The sequence below is a fragment of the Mesorhizobium waitakense genome, assembly GCF_056431085.1.
Map to the genome: position 1 here is coordinate 98,793 of NZ_JBWKME010000050.1, position 15,107 is coordinate 113,899.

Genomic DNA, 15,107 nt, shown 5'->3' on the forward strand with positions numbered 1-15,107 from the left:
ATCAGAATTCGATGCCTTGCTGCGCTTTCACGCCCGCGGAAAAATGGTGCTTGGTCACGCCCATTTCGGTGACGAGATCGGCCGCCTCGATCATTGCCGGCTTGGCGTTGCGGCCGGTGACGACGACGTGCAGGCCCTCGCGCCGCACCTTCAGCGCCGCAACCACTTTGTCGAGATCGAGATAATCGTAGCGCAGTGCGATGTTCAGCTCGTCGAGCACCAACAGGCTGATCGACGGATCGGCCATCAGATCGAGCACTTTGGCCCATGCGGCTTCGGCCGCCGCGATGTCGCGCTTCAAATCCTGGGTTTCCCAGGTGAACCCCTCGCCCATGGCGTGCCAGACGACGCGGTCGCCAAAGGCGGCGAAGGCATCCTTCTCGCCGGTGTGCCATTTGCCCTTGATGAACTGGACGACGCCGACACGCTTGCCGTAGCCGAGCATCCGCAGCGCCAAACCAAAAGCCGCGGTGGTCTTGCCCTTGCCAGGCCCGGTGTTGACGATCAGCAGCCCCTTCTCGATCGTCTTGGCCGCCACCTCGGCATCCTGCACCGCCTTGCGCTTGGCCATCTTGGCGCGGTGGCGTTCTTCATCCCGGTCGGTTCTGTTGTCGATATCGGTCATTTCATTTCACCTTGAGCGGCAGCCCCGCCACCATCAGCAGCACCGTGTCGGCGACAGCGGCCACCTGCTGGTTGAGCCGGCCGGCGGCATCGCGAAAGCGGCGCGCCAGCGCGTTGTCAGGCACGATGCCTTGGCCGACTTCATTGGACACCACGAACCAGGGCCCGCGCGGCCGCGACAGCACGTCCGCCAGCCGACGGCATTCAAGGTCGAGGTCGTGTCCGGCCAGCATATGATTGGTCAGCCACAGTGTCAGGCAGTCGACAAGCACCGGCTGGTCGTCCGGCAAAGCCTCGAGCGTGCCGGCGAGATCGAGCGGTGCGTCGATGGTCGCCCAGCCCTCGCCGCGCCGCGAGCGGTGCAACGCGATACGCTCACGCATCTCGTCATCATAGGCTTGGGCCGTGGCGATGTAGGTCCATGGCGAGGGTAGAACCGTCGCCAGGGTTTCGGCATGCGCGCTCTTGCCGGAGCGCGCACCGCCAATGATGAAGGTCAGCTTGCTGCGATCAGGCAAAGCTGTCGCGCAGGCTGGTCGCGGTGCCGGTGAAGCGGCCGCGCACCACGCCGACGACGGCGCCGAGCACCAGCCAGAACACCAGGTTGGTCACCGTAACCGCCACCACGAACTGGTGGTGCAGGCCTTCCGGGATCGGCGTCTCGAAACTGTCGGGCTGCGGTGCGCCGACAATATGCGGCGCGACGATCAGCAGGACGGCAAGGATTGCGAGCGGCAGCGACTTGCGGAACGCGATCAGGCCGAGACCCGCCGCGGTCGCCACCACGGTTGCCCACCACCAGATCTGGCGCTGCGTGAGATCGGCCGCCGGCATGGCGGGCAATTCCGGTGGCAGGCCGAGGCCCGGTGCCAGCGTGAACACGGCAAAGCCGGCCAGGCCCCAGAACACGCCCTGGCGCCAATTGCCGATGCCGCCGGCGAATTCGGAAACCGCGACCAGGATCAGCGCAAAACCGATTCCGGTGACGATATTGGCAACCACGCTGAAGGCGAAACGCTCGAAACCGTCGGCCGGCGCCCAGCCTTCGTCTTCCGCCGCCGGAGCGGCGGTTTCCGCCGGCGCCGGGGCGGCGGAGCTCATCGCATTCCCCGCCGGAGCGGCTGTGCTCATGGCGCTGGTATCGGTTGCGGCAGGAGCGGCATGGTCATGGTGATGGCCGCCGCCGGCCTGTTCGTAGACTTCCGCCTTGAGGATCAGCGGCACAGTGGCATAGGCCTGCAGGCAGGCGAGAACGACGCCGGCCACGAGCCCTGCGATCGCCGCGATGAACACGACGTTGCGAAACAGGTTCATGATGTCAAATCCTCGTCAGTGGCAGGGAAACGCCATCGAATGGCGATAGTCGTGAGCCGCATTGTGGACCGCATCGATATGCGAGAAGCCGACAAAGCCGACGACGAAGATGCCGAGCAGCGCCACGAGTGCAAGCTGCATGAAGCACGACTGCGAGGAGACGGAGGCGCCGAGGGAGACGGAAGCGCCGAGGGAGACGGAAGCGGTAGTCATGTCTTGTCCTTTCACCCTCCACCCGAGGGCATCGAAGTCAGTTTCCTGTCGCCGGCAGGTCTCCTGGCTCGCGGATCAGCGCCCTTCCCCACCTTCCCGAAGAAAAACTTCAGTGGCATATGGAGAGGACTACCGCACACAGTTGCGGGGGCAGCCACGGCATTGGGCAACAAGTCCGCCCGCACCGCATTCCCTCTTGGCTCCAAACGGAACCGACGACAACGCGACTATAGGGAAAATCGCCGCGACCGGCAAACCAAATTCCGCCGACAACCAGCGCGATTGCGCCATCCAGATAAATCGGGTCTCCGGCACAACAATTGACAATTCCCATGGTCGGGTGTCGGCTGACAAATCCACAGGAAGCCAGCCATGCAGCCCATTGCCAGCGAGCGCGATCCTTACAACGGCCTGACCCGGGCCGAACCGACGCTGCCATCGTCGGCCTATTGGGATGCGGACAGCTATCAGCGCGATCTCGACGTCATCTGGTACAAAAGCTGGTTGCTCGTCTGCCGCGAGGCCGACCTTGCGCAGCCGCTTTCATTCCGCACCTTCCGCGTCGGCACGCAGGAAATCGTCATGCTCCGCGACGAAACCGGCGAACTGCGCGCCTTCCACAACACGTGCCGCCATCGCGGCTCGCAGCTTTGCCAGGAAAGCGAAGGCCGGCTAAAGGCGCGGCTCATCACCTGCCCCTACCATGCCTGGTCCTATTCGCTGCGCGGCGACCTCGTGCGCGTGCCGTCGAAGTCGCTGCCGGAAGGCTTCGACAAGGCCGATCATCCGCTCTATCGCGTGGCGCTCTCCGTATGGCGCGGTTTTGTCTTCGTCAATCTGCAGGAGGACGCCGCCGGCTCGGCGGAAACATCTTTCGATCCAGCGTCCGGCAGTCTCGCCAACTGGCCACTGGAAACGCTTGTTACCGGCCATGTGCTGCGCAAGGTGATGAACTGCAACTGGAAGATCTTTTGGGAAAACTTCAACGAGTGCCTGCATTGTCCGGGCGTCCACAAGGACCTGTCGCGGCTGGTGCCGATCTATGGCCGCGGCCTGATGGGTCGCCATGACGATCCGGAATGGTCCCGCCACGCCGACAATGACGCGCCGGAGTTTTCCGGGGGTCTGCGCGCTGGCGCGCAGACATGGTCGCGCGATGGCCAGGCGCATGGGCCGGTCTTCACCGGCCTCACATCAGCCGAACGCGCCGCCGGCCAGACCTACGCCACCAACCTGCCGTCGATGTTCATGGTCGGGCATGTCGACTATGTCAGAACCGTGCGGCTGGTGCCGCTCGGCCCCGAGCAGACTGAGCTAGTCGCCGAATGGCTGTTTGCGCCCGAGGCGCTTGATGCAACCGACATCGACAACATCATCGCCTTCGGCACCCAGGTGCTGGAGGAGGATGCGGCGATCTGCGAGGTCAACCAGAAAGGCCTGCGCTCGATGCGCCACGCGGCCGGCGTGCTGATGCCCGAGGAGTACGACCTGCACCGTTTCCACAACTGGATCCGCGAACGGCACGCAGCGGTTATCCCCAAGCCCTGAAGATCACAGCGATTTCGGCAGGTATCGCCAGGTCACGAAGCCGCAGACCCCCGCCAGTAGGCCGAGCGTGACGAACACCGAGCCCAGCCCGAAGAACGCCAGCACCACCGAATAGACCAGCGGCGGCGTCAGTTCGGAAAAATCGAGATAGGTGCGATAGACCGCCGCCATCTGCGACCTTTCATAGGATCGCACCGAGCGCATGAAGGCGGTCGAGCCCAGTGCATCGAGCGCGATGGTGAAGAAAGCGCCGCAGAGCAGAAAGGCGCCGGTGAGCAGCGGCACGGTTTGGCCGACCGCACCCGCCGCCAGCAGCATGGCCGACATGGCGAAATAGGCAAATGTCATGGTTCGGCGGCCACCGAAGCGCTTGCCCGCCTTGCCCCAGAAGATGGCCATGAACAGCAACGCATTGCCGGCCGAAACCAAAAGACCGCCGGCCAGCTTGCCCTCGCCGGTGATGACCATGAACAGCGGCCCGTAGACGAAGAACGTCGTCCAGAAACAGGAGCGGCCGAAGGCGATCAGCCAGGCCAGCCGCAACCTGGGCTGGGCGACGAAGCGACCGATATTGGCGAGCGGATTGGCCGGCCGCGTCTTGCCAGGGCGGATCGATGGGTTGTCGCCCAGGCGGTAGGTCCAGAACAGCGCCAGCAAGGCCAGCGCGAACACCGCCACCGCACCATGCGCAGCATAGATGCCGAAGCGCGTGTAGAGGAAGATGCCGAGCGTCGGCCCGCCGGTCCAGGCCAACATCGACCACGCCATGCGCTGTGATTCGGCCTGCATGAAATCGGTCTTGCGGATGTGGTCCATGATGTAGAGGTTGAGCGTGATCGACAGCGCGCTGGCCCCCATCACGCGGCACAGCATGCCGGCCAATTGTCCGGCAAGCGTATGGGTGACGAAGAACACCGAGCCGATGGCCAGCAGGCAGGCGCCTGCCGTGTAGACCCATCGCCGGGCAAAGCGTCGGATCAGCATCGGCATGAACAGCGTTACCGACAGGCCGAGCATCGCCACGATGGTGTAGAGGATCGAGACGATCTGCTCGTTATGCAGGATCTCGTAGGCCTGGATCGGGATGACGCTCGACACCGTGGCGCGGGCGAAGGATTCGACCGCATAGAGCGAGGCGAAGGTGCGCGCGTCGGCCGGCCGCAAGGCCGGCAGCCAGACCGGGTGGCGCACATGGGTGGACATTGCTTCCCCAAAGCAGAATCAGCGGGTCAAATCTGCCGTGGTGATTCCTGCGCGGGTAACAGGAAACCGACGCCTATCCGGCAAAAGCGAAGTCGGCCAAAGGCTTTCCGGCACTGGCCTAAGGCGGCGCCTGACCCAGCGTCTGCCGAAGCTGCCGGCCTTCTTTTGTCCGGGGCAACCGTGATAGTCGTCTTGCGGGGCTGAATCAGAAATACGAGACCATGAGCATCCACACGCCGACCGCACCCGTTCAGGATCGACCGAAGCGCATCGTCGCCATCGACATCGTGCGCGGCATCGCGCTCATCGCCATGGCGAGCTATCATTTCACCTGGGACCTGGAATTCTTCGGCTATACCGACCCGGGCCTCACCGCCTTGGGCTGGTGGAAGATCTACGCGCGCTGCATCGCCTCGACCTTCCTGTTCCTGGTCGGCGTCAGCCTGTACCTCGCCCATGGCCGGCAAATCCGCTGGAACGGCTTCTGGAGGCGCTTCGCCATGGTCGCCGGAGCGGCGATCGCCATCTCGGTTGTCACCCGCATTGCCACCCCGGACGGTTTTATCTTCTTCGGCATCCTGCACGAGATCGCGCTGGCCAGCCTGCTCGGCCTCGCCTTCCTGCGGCTGCCGGCGCTGCTGACGCTGCTTGTGGCAGTGCTGGTCATCGCAGCGCCCGTCTATCTGCGCTTCGAGGCCTTCGACCATCCATGGCTGTGGTGGATCGGCCTGTCGGCGATCAATCCGCGTTCCAACGACTACGTTCCGCTGTTTCCGTGGTTCGGCGCCGTACTTGCAGGCATCGCGGTAACTAAACTCGCCTCCGCTTCGGGCCTGCTGGCCCGGCTTGCCGAATTGACACCCGGCCGCTGGGCCTACCCGCTGGTCTTCATCGGCCGCCACAGCCTGGCCTTCTACCTGATCCACCAGCCGCTGCTGATCGGCTCTGTGTGGCTGTGCGCGCAAGTCATGCCGGCCAAGGTCGAAACCCCGCAGGTGAACTTCCTGAAGACCTGCCAGTTGTCTTGCGAGCAGTCGCGCGACACCGAATTCTGTTCGAGCTACTGTGTCTGCATGCTCGACACGCTCGAGAGCGAAGCCTCACTTGATCGGCTCTACAACAACGACCAGACTGCCGAATGGAAGACGCATATATCCGATCTCGCCGGTATGTGCACCGCCAAGACCGAAGACAAGATGACGGAGGGAGGGGTCAAATGACCGAGAACCAGCCGAAGGCAGGGCTCATACCGTGGCCGCCGGTGATCTACGTTGCTGCCATCGCCATCAGCATCGCACTCGGCCTGCTCTATCCCCTGCCCTGGATTGGCGACCTTTTGGGCGATATCCTGTTCGCCGCCGGCTGGGTGGCCCTGTTCGGCGTCGCGGCACTCTGGTTCACCGCGATCCGCACCATGATTCGGGCCAAGACCACGCTCAACCCCAACGCGGTGCCCAATCACCTGGTTACCACGGGCCCCTTCGGCATCACCCGCAATCCGATGTATCTGGCCAACACGCTGCTGTTGATCGGCGTCGCCTTTGTCTCGGGGATCGTTTGGTTCCTGCCGCTCGCCTTCATCGCTGCCTTTGTCACGCAGAAGGTCGCGATCGAGGGCGAGGAAAAGGTGCTGGCGGCGAAATTCGGCAAGAAATACCGGGACTACGCCAAGAGAGTGCGGCGCTGGATTTGAACAGCGCTACGTATTGACGCCGAGTTCGACGAGCCGCTCGACGCAGGATTCCTCAGCCTGGTCGAGTTCGGCCAGCGTCTCCTCGAGGTCGCGGCGCTTCTGCCGCAGGTCCTCGCGCTTTTCCTCGATGCGCTTGATCATCAGCTTGAGTTGACCGACCTCGCCGGGCGGCTCCTTGTACATCTGGATGATTTCGCGGATCTCATTGATCGAAAAGCCGAGCCGTTTTCCCCGCATGATCTGGCGAATGAGGTGGCGGTCGGACGGGCGAAACAGCCGCGTGCGGCCGCGCCGCACCGGCTGCACCAGCCCCTCGTCCTCATAGAAGCGCAGCGTCCGCGTCGACACGTCGAATTCGCGGGTCAGTTCGGTGATCGAATAATATTCCCGCATTGTCACTCCCACACCCCGGAACCCGGGGATCGCCATGCGGCACCCCCTCCTGTCCCGAACCAAACCCATGCCAAGCCGGAATCGACATGGCACCCCGCGCAAGCCTCGCACGGCATTTACGTAAAAGTCAATTGAGGGCACGATGCGCCTTCAAGGCACCGCAAACCACCACGTGGCAATGCCGAGAAAGGCAAAGAAGCCGACGACGTCGGTGACCGTGGTGACGAAGACCGCCGAAGCGACCGCCGGATCGATCTTGAAACGGTCGAGCAGCAGAGGGATCAGGATGCCGGCCAAAGCGGCCGCGAACATGTTGATGATCATCGCCGCGGCGATGATGCCGCCCAGATTGTTGTCGTGGAACCAGGTCGCGGCGACAATGCCGATCAGGATGGCAAAGACGATTCCGTTGATGAAGCCGACACCCATCTCGCGGCGGATGATGCGGCCGGCATTGTAGATGTCGATATCCTTGGTCGCCAGCGCGCGCACGGTGACCGTCATGGTTTGCGAGCCGGCATTGCCACCCATGCCGGCGACGATCGGCATCAGCACTGCCAGCGCCACGATATGCTCGATCGTGCGGTCGAACAGGCCGATCACCGATGCCGCCAGGAATGCCGTCAAGAGGTTGACCAGCAGCCAAGGCACGCGCGAGCGCGAGGTCGAAAAGATGCTGTCGGAGAGCTCTTCGTCACCGACGCCGCCCATGCGCAGGAGATCTTCTTCCGCTTCCTGCTGTATGACGTCGACGACGTCGTCGATGGTCAGCACGCCGACCAGCCGTTCGTTCTCGTCGACAACGGCGGCAGACAGAAGGTCATACTGTTCGAATTCCCGCGCCGCCTCTTCCTGGTCCATGGTGGCGGGAATGGCGTGTCGCGTCTCATGCATGACCTCTTCCACCTTGACCGCGCGCTTGGTGCGCAGGATCTGGTCGAGGTCGATGGCGCCGAGCAGCTTGAAGGTCGGATCGATGACGAAGATCTGGCTGAAGCGCTCGGGCAGGTTCTTGTCCTCGCGCATGTAGTCGATGGTCTGGCCGATCGTCCAGAACGGCGGCACCGCCACGAACTCGGTCTGCATGCGGCGGCCGGCCGTCTCTTCCGGATAGTCGAGCGAGCGGCGCAGCCTGATCCGTTCTGTGAACGGCAGTTGCGACAGGATCTCGTCCTGGTCTTCCTTTTCGAGGTCTTCGAGAATGTAGACCGCGTCGTCGGAATCGAGCTCCTGCACCGCCTGGGCGATCTGCGCATTGGGCAGATTGTCGACGATCTCCATACGGATCGCCTCGTCGACCTCGGTCAGCGCGGAGAAGTCGAAATCGGCGCCCAGCAATTCGACCAACGCGCGGCGCTGTTCGGGATGCAGAGCCTCAAGCAAGTCGCCGAGCTCCGACTGGTGCAGGTGGTCGACTTCATGCTTGAGCGTGAGCGTGTCGCGGTCGGCGATCGCCGCACCGATCTGGGCAAGGAAGGACGAAAGGACGGCGCCATCCTCGCCATAAATTTCGGCGTGGGCGTCTTCAGCGGCCCTGGCGCCGGTCGTCCGTTCGTCCTGGCCTTCCACCAGCGCCTCCCGCCATCGCAATCCCGGAAAAGGTGCGTCTCAGGTCTAGAGCATCGGACCCAAAAGTGGAAACCGCTTTTAGGGAGAATCCGCCGCTCAATGCAGGGATGGCGCGGCAGCACGATTCGATTTGGGAACCTATGGTCCTAACGCACGGAATATCAAACGAAATACGCGCGCTCTTACCAGCTTGACTTCACGCGAAGCGGACAGCGCAGAGACCCGGGCTGACGATGCCGATCCCGTCAAAACCAACTGGGTACCGGTTCAGCTGGCGCGACAGCGCATGTCGCTGGGGAAAGAGCACCGTGGTGCGGTTGCGGCGATTGTCATGGCATAGGGTCCGGATACCAGCCGGATCCGCCCATGCCCGCAACCGGTTCAGAACGGAAGCCCTTGAACGCAAGGTCGGCGAGAACGAACGAGGCCACATCAGGACAGCAACGCATTCGCGTCGTTGTCGCCGAGCGCAATCCGCTTGTCATATCGGCGCTCCGCGAAATGCTGGAATGCGACGGACGTTTCGAATTGCTGAGCGCCGTGCAGGGCGGCAGGCAACTCCTGGACCTGGCAGGAAAGACCAAGTTCGATGTCGCCGTCATCGGCTGGAGGCTCGCCGACATGGACGGTGCGGATGTCCTGGCCGAGGTCCAGAGCCGCAAGCTCGATATGCGCATCACGGTGTTCTCCAACGACCACGACATCGGCATCTTGAAGCAGTGCGTGCGACTCGGTGCTCAAGGCTACTGCTTCCAGTTCGACGATCCGCATATCATCTTCGAGACGATCCTGGCCGTCGCGCACGGCCGCATCTGCATCCCCTACATCGACATCAACAAGGTCAACGACACGCCTTTGGCCCAGCTCACGGTTCGCGAGCGCGAACTGCTGGCGGTGCTTTCCGACGGCTGGACCAACCTTCAGATCGCAACGCGCACGGGAATTTCCGAGAATACGGTGAAGTATCACCTCAAGAATCTCTATGACAAGCTTGACGTCCGCAATCGGGCAATGGCGGTCGCGCTCTATTCGAGCGAGAAGCGTCGCAGTCCCAAACAGCCTGTCGGATAGGACGACCGGGTAGGCCAAGCGGGTAGGCTCGCCCCACCCGCGCGCGGCGAGAACTTACCCACCAAGGTGTTGTTGCCCCTCGCCTTCCAAACGACACTCCCTCCACAAATCTCTAACTTCGGAGGAGTTCACGCATGGCTGGGTTCACCCACCTTTTTATTCCAGGACCCACCAACATTCCGGAGCAGGTCCGGCAAGCGATGAACCTCCCGATGGAGGACATGCGCGCCGGATCGTTTCCTGATTTCACGCTGCCGCTGTTCGAGGACATCAAAAAAGTCTTCAAGAACGAAACCGGCCGCGTCTTCATCTACCCGTCGTCGGGCACCGGCGCCTGGGAGGCGGCGATGACCAATGTGCTCAGCCCCGGTGATAGCGTGCTGATGTCGCGCTTCGGACAGTTCTCGCATCTGTGGGTCGACATGGCCGAGCGCCTCGGCCTCGAGGTCGACGTGATCGACTGCGAGTGGGGAACCGGCGTGCCGCTCGACCTCTACGCAGAAAGACTGAAGGCCGACAAGGCACACCGCATCAAGGCAATCTTCTGCACGCAGAACGAGACCGCCACCGGCGTCACCAGCGATGTCGCAGGCTGCCGAGCCATACTCGACGCGGCGAACCACCCAGCGCTGCTCTTTGTCGACGGTGTGTCGTCGATTGGCTCGATCGACTTCCGTCAGGAAGAATGGGGTGTCGACTGCGCCGTCAGCGGCTCGCAGAAAGGCTTCATGCTGCCCGCCGGCCTCGGCTTCCTCTCGGTCAGCAAGAAAGCGCTGGCCGCTTCCAGGGTCGCGACCCACCGCCGCTGCTTCTTCTCGTTCGAGGACATGATCCGCACCAACGACGCCGGCTATTTCCCCTATACGCCGGCGACGCAGTTGCTGCGCGGACTGCGCGCGTCGCTCGACCTGATCGCCGAGGAAGGGCTCGACAACATCTTCGCCCGTCACCATCGCCTCGCCGAAGGCGTGCGCAAGGCGGTCGACGCCTGGGGCCTGAAGCTTTGCGCGAAGGCGCCGAAATGGCACTCCGACACCGTCAGCGCCATCCTGGTGCCGGAAGGCATCGACAGCGGCGACGTCGTCAAGCGCGCCTACCAGAGCTACCGGACCTCGCTCGGAGGCGGTCTCAACAAGGTGCTCGGCAAGGTCTTCCGCATCGGCCATCTCGGCTGGCTGAACGAGGTGATGGTGCTGGCCTCGCTGTCGGCGGCCGAAATGGCGCTGCTCGATTGCGGCGTCCGGCTGGCGCCGGGTTCGGGCGTCGGCGCCGCCATCCAGCACTTCCGTGCCTCGGCCGAGGTACCTGTCGCCGAAGCGGCGTGAGAGGAACGCGACCATGAGCCACACGATCAACCACCTCAAAAAACTCCGGCTGCAGCGCAGCGAACTCGCGGTTCCCGGCTCCAGCCCTGAGATGATCGAAAAGGCTGCAAACAGCGCCGCCGATTTCGTCTTCCTCGACATCGAGGATGCGGTGGCGCCGCCGGACAAGGAACGCGCCCGCAAGAACATCATCCAGGCACTCAACGACATCGACTGGCGCGCCAAGGGCAAGACCGTTTCGGTGCGCATCAACGGCCTCGACACACACTACATGTACCGCGACGTGGTCGATGTGATGGAACAGGCCGGCGACCGGCTGGACACCATCCTGGTGCCGAAAGTCGGCGTTCCGGCCGACCTTTATATGGTCGAGGCCATGGTCAACCAGATCGAGATGGCCAAGGGCTACAAGACCCGCGTCGGCCTCGAAGCCCTCATCGAGACGGCGCTCGGCATGGCCAATGTCGAGGCGATCGCCGCCACGCCCGGCCGCCTGGAGGCGATGCATTTCGGCGTCGCCGACTATGCCGCCAGCAACAAGGCGCGCACCGTCAACATCGGTGGCCTCAATCCCGACTATCCGGGCGACCAGTGGCATTTCGCTCTGTCGCGGATGACAGTTGCCTGCAGGGCCTACGGCCTGCGCGCCATCGACGGGCCGTTCGGCGATTTCTCGGACCCTGAGGGCTACACGGCTGCGGCAAGGCGCGCGGCGGCACTTGGCATCGAAGGCAAATGGGCGATCCACCCCTCGCAGATCGCGCTTGCCAACAGCGTGTTCTCGCCGCCGGAAAAGGAAGTCGTCCGCGCCAGGCGCATCCTGGAAGTGCTCAAGGAAGCGGAGGCGCTCGGAAAGGGCGCGGCGGCGCTCGACGGAAAAATGATCGACGCGGCGTCGGAACGCATGGCGCGCAATGTGCTGGTGGTCAACGAGGCAATCGAACGCGCCGGCCAGGCGCACGCAGCCGCGCACTGAAGGCTCTTGGGAGGACAAAAAATGGACATCCACGAATACCAGGCCAAGGAGCTGCTTGCCCGCCACGGGATTCATGTTCCGCGCGGCGGCCTGGCCTACAGCCCCGAGCAGGCAACCTATCGGGCGCGCGAAATCGGCGGCGGCAAATGGGTTCTCAAGGCGCAGGTTCATTCCGGTGCCCGCGGCAAGGCCGGTGGCATCAAGCTCTGCGCCAATGACGAGGAGATCTCCAACGCGGCCGAAGCAATGCTCGGCCGCAAGCTCGTGACCCAGCAGACCGGCCCGCGAGGCAAGCTGATATCGCGGCTCTATCTCGAGGAGGCCGTCGACATCGCGCAGGAGCTCTATGTCGGCTTCGTTCTCGACCGCAAGGAGGAGCGCGTCATGATCGTGGCGTCGGCCGCCGGCGGCATGGAGATCGAGGATATTGTCGAGAGGGCGCCGGATTCCATCATCCGGACCACGGTCGATCCGGGCGTCGGCATGCAGCGCTTCCAGGCGCGCGAGATCGCGTTCGGGCTCGGCCTGGACCAGAACCTGATCGGCAAGGCGACCGAAACCATCTTCAGCTGCTACCAGGTGTTCCGCGACTACGACGCCTCGATGCTGGAGATCAATCCGCTGGTGGTGACCCGCGACGGCAACCTCGTCGCGCTCGACGCCAAGATGTCGTTCGACGAGAACGCGTTGTTCCGGCGGCCGGAAATCTCAGAGCTGCGCGACAAGAGCCAGGAAGACCCGCGTGAGACCTTCGCCAGCGACCGCGGCCTCTCCTATGTCGGTCTCGACGGCAATATCGGCTGCATCATCAACGGCGCCGGTCTCGCCATGGCGACGATGGATATGATCAAGATCGCCGGCGGCGAGCCGGCCAACTTCCTCGACATCGGTGGCGGCGCCTCGCCGGAGCGGGTCGCGAAATCGTTCCGCGCCGTGCTTGGCGACAAGAATGTCGAGACCATCCTGGTCAACATCTTCGCCGGCATCAACCGTTGCGACTGGGTCGCCGAAGGCGTCGTCAAGGCAATCCGCGAAGTCGGCGTCAACGTCCCCCTGGTGGTGCGGCTTGCCGGCACCAAGGTCGAGGAAGGGCGCCGCATCCTGGCCGATTCCGGCGAGGCGGTGATCGTCGCCGAAACGCTGGCGGAAGCCGCCGAAAAAGCCGTCGCCGCATGGCGTTCGGCAACGCTCAAAAAAGCAAGCTGAGGGAGCTGAAAATATGGCAATCCTGCTCAACCGCGGCACGCGGGTCATCGTCCAGGGCTTCACCGGCAAGATCGGCAGCTTCCATGCCGAAGACATGAAGCGCTACGGCACCAAGCTCGTCGGCGGCGTGACGCCCGGCAAGGGCGGTCAGAAGCATCTCGGCCTGCCGGTCTTCAACACCGTCAAGGGCGCCGTTCGCGAAACTCGCGCCGAAGCCAGCATCGTCTTCGTGCCGCCGCCTTTCGCTGCCGATTCGATCATGGAAGCCGCCGATGCCGGCATAAAGCTATGCGTCTGCATCACCGACGGCATCCCCTCGCAGGATATGATGCAAGTGAAGCGCTACATGCTTCGCTACCGTTTCGAGGACCGCATGCGGCTGATCGGGCCGAACTGCGCCGGCATGATCACGCCCGGGCAGGCACTTATGGGCATCATGCCGGGCAGCATCTATCTCCCCGGCCGCGTCGGCATCGTCGGGCGCTCGGGCACGCTCGGCTATGAGGCCGCCTCGCAGATGAAGGCGCTCGGCATCGGTGTCTCGACCAGCGTCGGCATCGGCGGCGATCCGATCAACGGCTCGTCCTTCAAGGACATGCTGAAGCTGTTCGAACAGGACGACGAAACCGATGCCGTGGTCATGATCGGCGAGATCGGCGGACCGCAGGAGGCGGAAGCCGCGATCTGGGCGCGCGACAACATGCGCAAGCCGCTGATCGCCTACATCGCCGGGCTTTCCGCGCCGAAGGGCCGGCGGATGGGCCATGCCGGCGCCATCATCTCGGCGTTCGGCGAGTCGGCGCAGGAAAAGGTCGAAATCCTCAAAGAGGCCGGCGTCGTCATCGTGCCGACGCCATCGTCCTTCGGGGAGGTCGTTGCCGATACCCTGGCCGGGATGAAGAAGGCGGCCTGACGGTCGCATGGTGCAAGATGTGAAGTCTGTTTCGGGTCGGCGGATGCATCGCGGCCCATCGATCGGCAGGAAATTCGATGAAACCGCGTTTGATTGTCACCCGGAGATGGCCGGCCCCCGTTGAAGCGATCCTCGCCGAGCGCTTCGACACGACACTCAACCCCAGCGATATGCCGCTGAGCCCTGCTGCAATGACATCGGCATTCGCGAATTTTGACGCGATCCTGGCAACGGTCAGCGACCGCTTGCCTAGTGCGGTGTTTCCCGAGAACACCGCCCGCACCCGGATTATTGCCAATTTCGGCGTCGGCTTCAGCCATATCGATGTCGCGGCAGCCCGCGACCGCGACATCGTCGTAACCAACACCCCGGGAGTGCTAACCGATTGCACCGCCGACCTCGCCCTCAGCTTGCTGTTGGCTGTCGCGCGCCGGACTGGTGAGGGCGAGCGGCAGTTGCGGGCCGGAGAGTGGCGCGGCTGGTCGCCAACCCATATGGCCGGCGCGAAGGTGTCTGGCAAAACCTTGGGTATTGTCGGCATGGGGCGCATCGGCAAGGCGACAGCCAGGCGCGCGCATTTCGGCTTCGGTATGAACATCGTGTTCTTCAATCGGTCCCCGGTCGATGATGACGAGACGCGCGCCATGGGCGCGGTGCAGATGCCAACCCTGGAAGATGTGCTCACGGCATCCGATTTCGTGTCGCTGCACTGTCCGGGCGGCGCGGAAAACCGCCATCTCATCAATGCTCGAAGCTTGCGGTCGATGAAAGGCGACGCGTTCCTGATCAACACGGCGCGCGGCGACGTCGTCGATCAGGATGCCCTGATCGACGCATTGGAAAGGCGAGAGATCGCGGGGGCGGGTCTCGACGTCTTTGCCGACGAGCCGGCCGTTCCGGAGGCGCTGAAGCGGTTGGAGAACGTGGTGCTGTTGCCGCATCTCGGGAGCGCGACCGAGGAAACGCGGGTGGCGATGGGCATGAAGGTGGTGGAGAACCTGACCGCCTTCTTCGAGGGTCGCCCGGTCCCCGATCGGGTCGCCTGAGGGCAGGCGCCGC

At 63.6% G+C, this 15,107-nt stretch carries 16 protein-coding genes and 1 riboswitch; of the genes, 9 read left to right on the plus strand and 7 right to left on the minus strand.

Annotated elements, in window-relative coordinates; translation table 11 throughout:
- Window position 1 precedes the first annotated feature (1 nt).
- The 4 genes from cobO to AC07FD_RS11775 are packed head-to-tail and all read right to left on the minus strand — an operon-like array spanning window position 2 to window position 2,151.
- Window positions 2-625, minus strand: a complete 624-nt coding sequence (gene cobO / locus AC07FD_RS11760) for a cob(I)yrinic acid a,c-diamide adenosyltransferase (protein WP_478349987.1) — start codon at window positions 623-625, stop codon at window positions 2-4.
- A gap of 1 nt (window position 626) precedes the next feature.
- Complete coding sequence (gene cobU / locus AC07FD_RS11765) at window positions 627-1,142, minus strand: bifunctional adenosylcobinamide kinase/adenosylcobinamide-phosphate guanylyltransferase (RefSeq protein WP_478349988.1); 516 nt, start codon at window positions 1,140-1,142, stop codon at window positions 627-629.
- Window positions 1,135-1,938 (minus strand): CbtA family protein, encoded by an 804-nt coding sequence (locus AC07FD_RS11770; protein ID WP_478349989.1) that lies wholly within the window; start codon window positions 1,936-1,938, stop codon window positions 1,135-1,137. Before AC07FD_RS11770 ends, cobU begins: the two co-directional genes overlap by 8 nt.
- A 15-nt stretch (window positions 1,939-1,953) precedes the next feature.
- Window positions 1,954-2,151 (minus strand): CbtB domain-containing protein, encoded by a 198-nt coding sequence (locus AC07FD_RS11775; protein ID WP_478349990.1) that lies wholly within the window; start codon window positions 2,149-2,151, stop codon window positions 1,954-1,956.
- Between the two features lie 36 nt (window positions 2,152-2,187).
- Window positions 2,188-2,383, minus strand: a riboswitch (cobalamin riboswitch).
- Between the two features lie 140 nt (window positions 2,384-2,523).
- Here AC07FD_RS11775 and AC07FD_RS11780 point away from each other — a divergent pair.
- Window positions 2,524-3,699 (plus strand): aromatic ring-hydroxylating oxygenase subunit alpha, encoded by a 1,176-nt coding sequence (locus AC07FD_RS11780; protein ID WP_478349991.1) that lies wholly within the window; start codon window positions 2,524-2,526, stop codon window positions 3,697-3,699.
- Window positions 3,700-3,702: 3 nt separating this feature from the next.
- On the opposite strand, the gene AC07FD_RS11785 is transcribed toward AC07FD_RS11780, so the two are convergent.
- On the minus strand, window positions 3,703-4,902 hold the full coding sequence (locus tag AC07FD_RS11785; RefSeq protein WP_478349992.1) for an MFS transporter: 1,200 nt from the start codon (window positions 4,900-4,902) through the stop codon (window positions 3,703-3,705).
- A 221-nt stretch (window positions 4,903-5,123) separates the two neighbouring features.
- Here AC07FD_RS11785 and AC07FD_RS11790 point away from each other — a divergent pair, with 221 nt between their 5' ends.
- Both AC07FD_RS11790 and AC07FD_RS11795 read left to right on the plus strand, forming a co-directional pair.
- On the plus strand, window positions 5,124-6,122 hold the full coding sequence (locus AC07FD_RS11790; RefSeq protein ID WP_478349993.1) for a heparan-alpha-glucosaminide N-acetyltransferase: 999 nt from the start codon (window positions 5,124-5,126) through the stop codon (window positions 6,120-6,122).
- Entirely contained in the window at window positions 6,119-6,595 is a 477-nt protein-coding gene (locus AC07FD_RS11795) for a methyltransferase family protein (protein WP_478349994.1), read from the plus strand. Before AC07FD_RS11790 ends, AC07FD_RS11795 begins: the two co-directional genes overlap by 4 nt.
- A gap of 6 nt (window positions 6,596-6,601) precedes the next feature.
- On the opposite strand, the gene AC07FD_RS11800 is transcribed toward AC07FD_RS11795, so the two are convergent.
- Together AC07FD_RS11800 and mgtE are read right to left on the minus strand one after the other, a co-directional pair.
- Window positions 6,602-6,988, minus strand: a complete 387-nt coding sequence (locus AC07FD_RS11800; RefSeq protein ID WP_006203215.1) for a MerR family transcriptional regulator — start codon at window positions 6,986-6,988, stop codon at window positions 6,602-6,604.
- Between the two features lie 150 nt (window positions 6,989-7,138).
- On the minus strand, window positions 7,139-8,557 hold the full coding sequence (mgtE, locus tag AC07FD_RS11805) for a magnesium transporter (RefSeq protein ID WP_478349995.1): 1,419 nt from the start codon (window positions 8,555-8,557) through the stop codon (window positions 7,139-7,141).
- 447 nt (window positions 8,558-9,004) lie between these two features.
- On the opposite strand from mgtE, the gene AC07FD_RS11810 reads away from it, so the two are divergent.
- The 6 genes from AC07FD_RS11810 to AC07FD_RS11835 all read left to right on the plus strand — a co-directional run bounded on the left by AC07FD_RS11810 (window position 9,005) and on the right by AC07FD_RS11835 (window position 15,094).
- Window positions 9,005-9,628 carry a LuxR C-terminal-related transcriptional regulator gene (locus AC07FD_RS11810; RefSeq protein ID WP_478350052.1) on the plus strand — a complete coding sequence of 208 codons (624 nt, stop codon included), beginning with the start codon at window positions 9,005-9,007 and terminating at the stop codon, window positions 9,626-9,628.
- A 134-nt stretch (window positions 9,629-9,762) separates the two neighbouring features.
- Window positions 9,763-10,953, plus strand: coding sequence for an aminotransferase class V-fold PLP-dependent enzyme (locus AC07FD_RS11815; protein WP_477418722.1), 1,191 nt, complete (start codon window positions 9,763-9,765; stop codon window positions 10,951-10,953).
- Between the two features lie 13 nt (window positions 10,954-10,966).
- Window positions 10,967-11,929, plus strand: a complete 963-nt coding sequence (locus AC07FD_RS11820; protein ID WP_478349996.1) for an HpcH/HpaI aldolase/citrate lyase family protein — start codon at window positions 10,967-10,969, stop codon at window positions 11,927-11,929.
- A gap of 21 nt (window positions 11,930-11,950) precedes the next feature.
- Window positions 11,951-13,135: a malate--CoA ligase subunit beta gene (locus AC07FD_RS11825; protein ID WP_184873480.1), complete on the plus strand. Its 1,185-nt coding sequence runs from the start codon at window positions 11,951-11,953 to the stop codon at window positions 13,133-13,135.
- A 13-nt stretch (window positions 13,136-13,148) separates the two neighbouring features.
- Window positions 13,149-14,048: a succinate--CoA ligase subunit alpha gene (gene sucD / locus AC07FD_RS11830; RefSeq protein ID WP_095087264.1), complete on the plus strand. Its 900-nt coding sequence runs from the start codon at window positions 13,149-13,151 to the stop codon at window positions 14,046-14,048.
- 77 nt (window positions 14,049-14,125) lie between these two features.
- On the plus strand, window positions 14,126-15,094 hold the full coding sequence (locus tag AC07FD_RS11835; protein ID WP_478349997.1) for a 2-hydroxyacid dehydrogenase: 969 nt from the start codon (window positions 14,126-14,128) through the stop codon (window positions 15,092-15,094).
- Window positions 15,095-15,107: the final 13 nt, after the last annotated feature.

Bases quoted from the DNA above. Each gene is read 5' to 3' on its own strand.
- AC07FD_RS11790 (WP_478349993.1), top strand. From the start codon at position 5,124: ATGAGCATCCACACGCCGACCGCACCCGTTCAGGATCGACCGAAGCGC.
- AC07FD_RS11780 (WP_478349991.1), top strand. From the start codon at position 2,524: ATGCAGCCCATTGCCAGCGAGCGCGATCCTTACAACGGCCTGACCCGG.
- AC07FD_RS11800 (WP_006203215.1), bottom strand. From the start codon at position 6,988: ATGCGGGAATATTATTCGATCACCGAACTGACCCGCGAATTCGACGTG.
- AC07FD_RS11820 (WP_478349996.1), top strand. From the start codon at position 10,967: ATGAGCCACACGATCAACCACCTCAAAAAACTCCGGCTGCAGCGCAGC.
- cobO (WP_478349987.1), bottom strand. From the start codon at position 625: ATGACCGATATCGACAACAGAACCGACCGGGATGAAGAACGCCACCGC.
- AC07FD_RS11770 (WP_478349989.1), bottom strand. From the start codon at position 1,938: ATGAACCTGTTTCGCAACGTCGTGTTCATCGCGGCGATCGCAGGGCTC.
- AC07FD_RS11795 (WP_478349994.1), top strand. From the start codon at position 6,119: ATGACCGAGAACCAGCCGAAGGCAGGGCTCATACCGTGGCCGCCGGTG.
- AC07FD_RS11825 (WP_184873480.1), top strand. From the start codon at position 11,951: ATGGACATCCACGAATACCAGGCCAAGGAGCTGCTTGCCCGCCACGGG.
- AC07FD_RS11775 (WP_478349990.1), bottom strand. From the start codon at position 2,151: ATGACTACCGCTTCCGTCTCCCTCGGCGCTTCCGTCTCCCTCGGCGCC.
- AC07FD_RS11785 (WP_478349992.1), bottom strand. From the start codon at position 4,902: ATGTCCACCCATGTGCGCCACCCGGTCTGGCTGCCGGCCTTGCGGCCG.
- AC07FD_RS11815 (WP_477418722.1), top strand. From the start codon at position 9,763: ATGGCTGGGTTCACCCACCTTTTTATTCCAGGACCCACCAACATTCCG.
- sucD (WP_095087264.1), top strand. From the start codon at position 13,149: ATGGCAATCCTGCTCAACCGCGGCACGCGGGTCATCGTCCAGGGCTTC.
- AC07FD_RS11835 (WP_478349997.1), top strand. From the start codon at position 14,126: ATGAAACCGCGTTTGATTGTCACCCGGAGATGGCCGGCCCCCGTTGAA.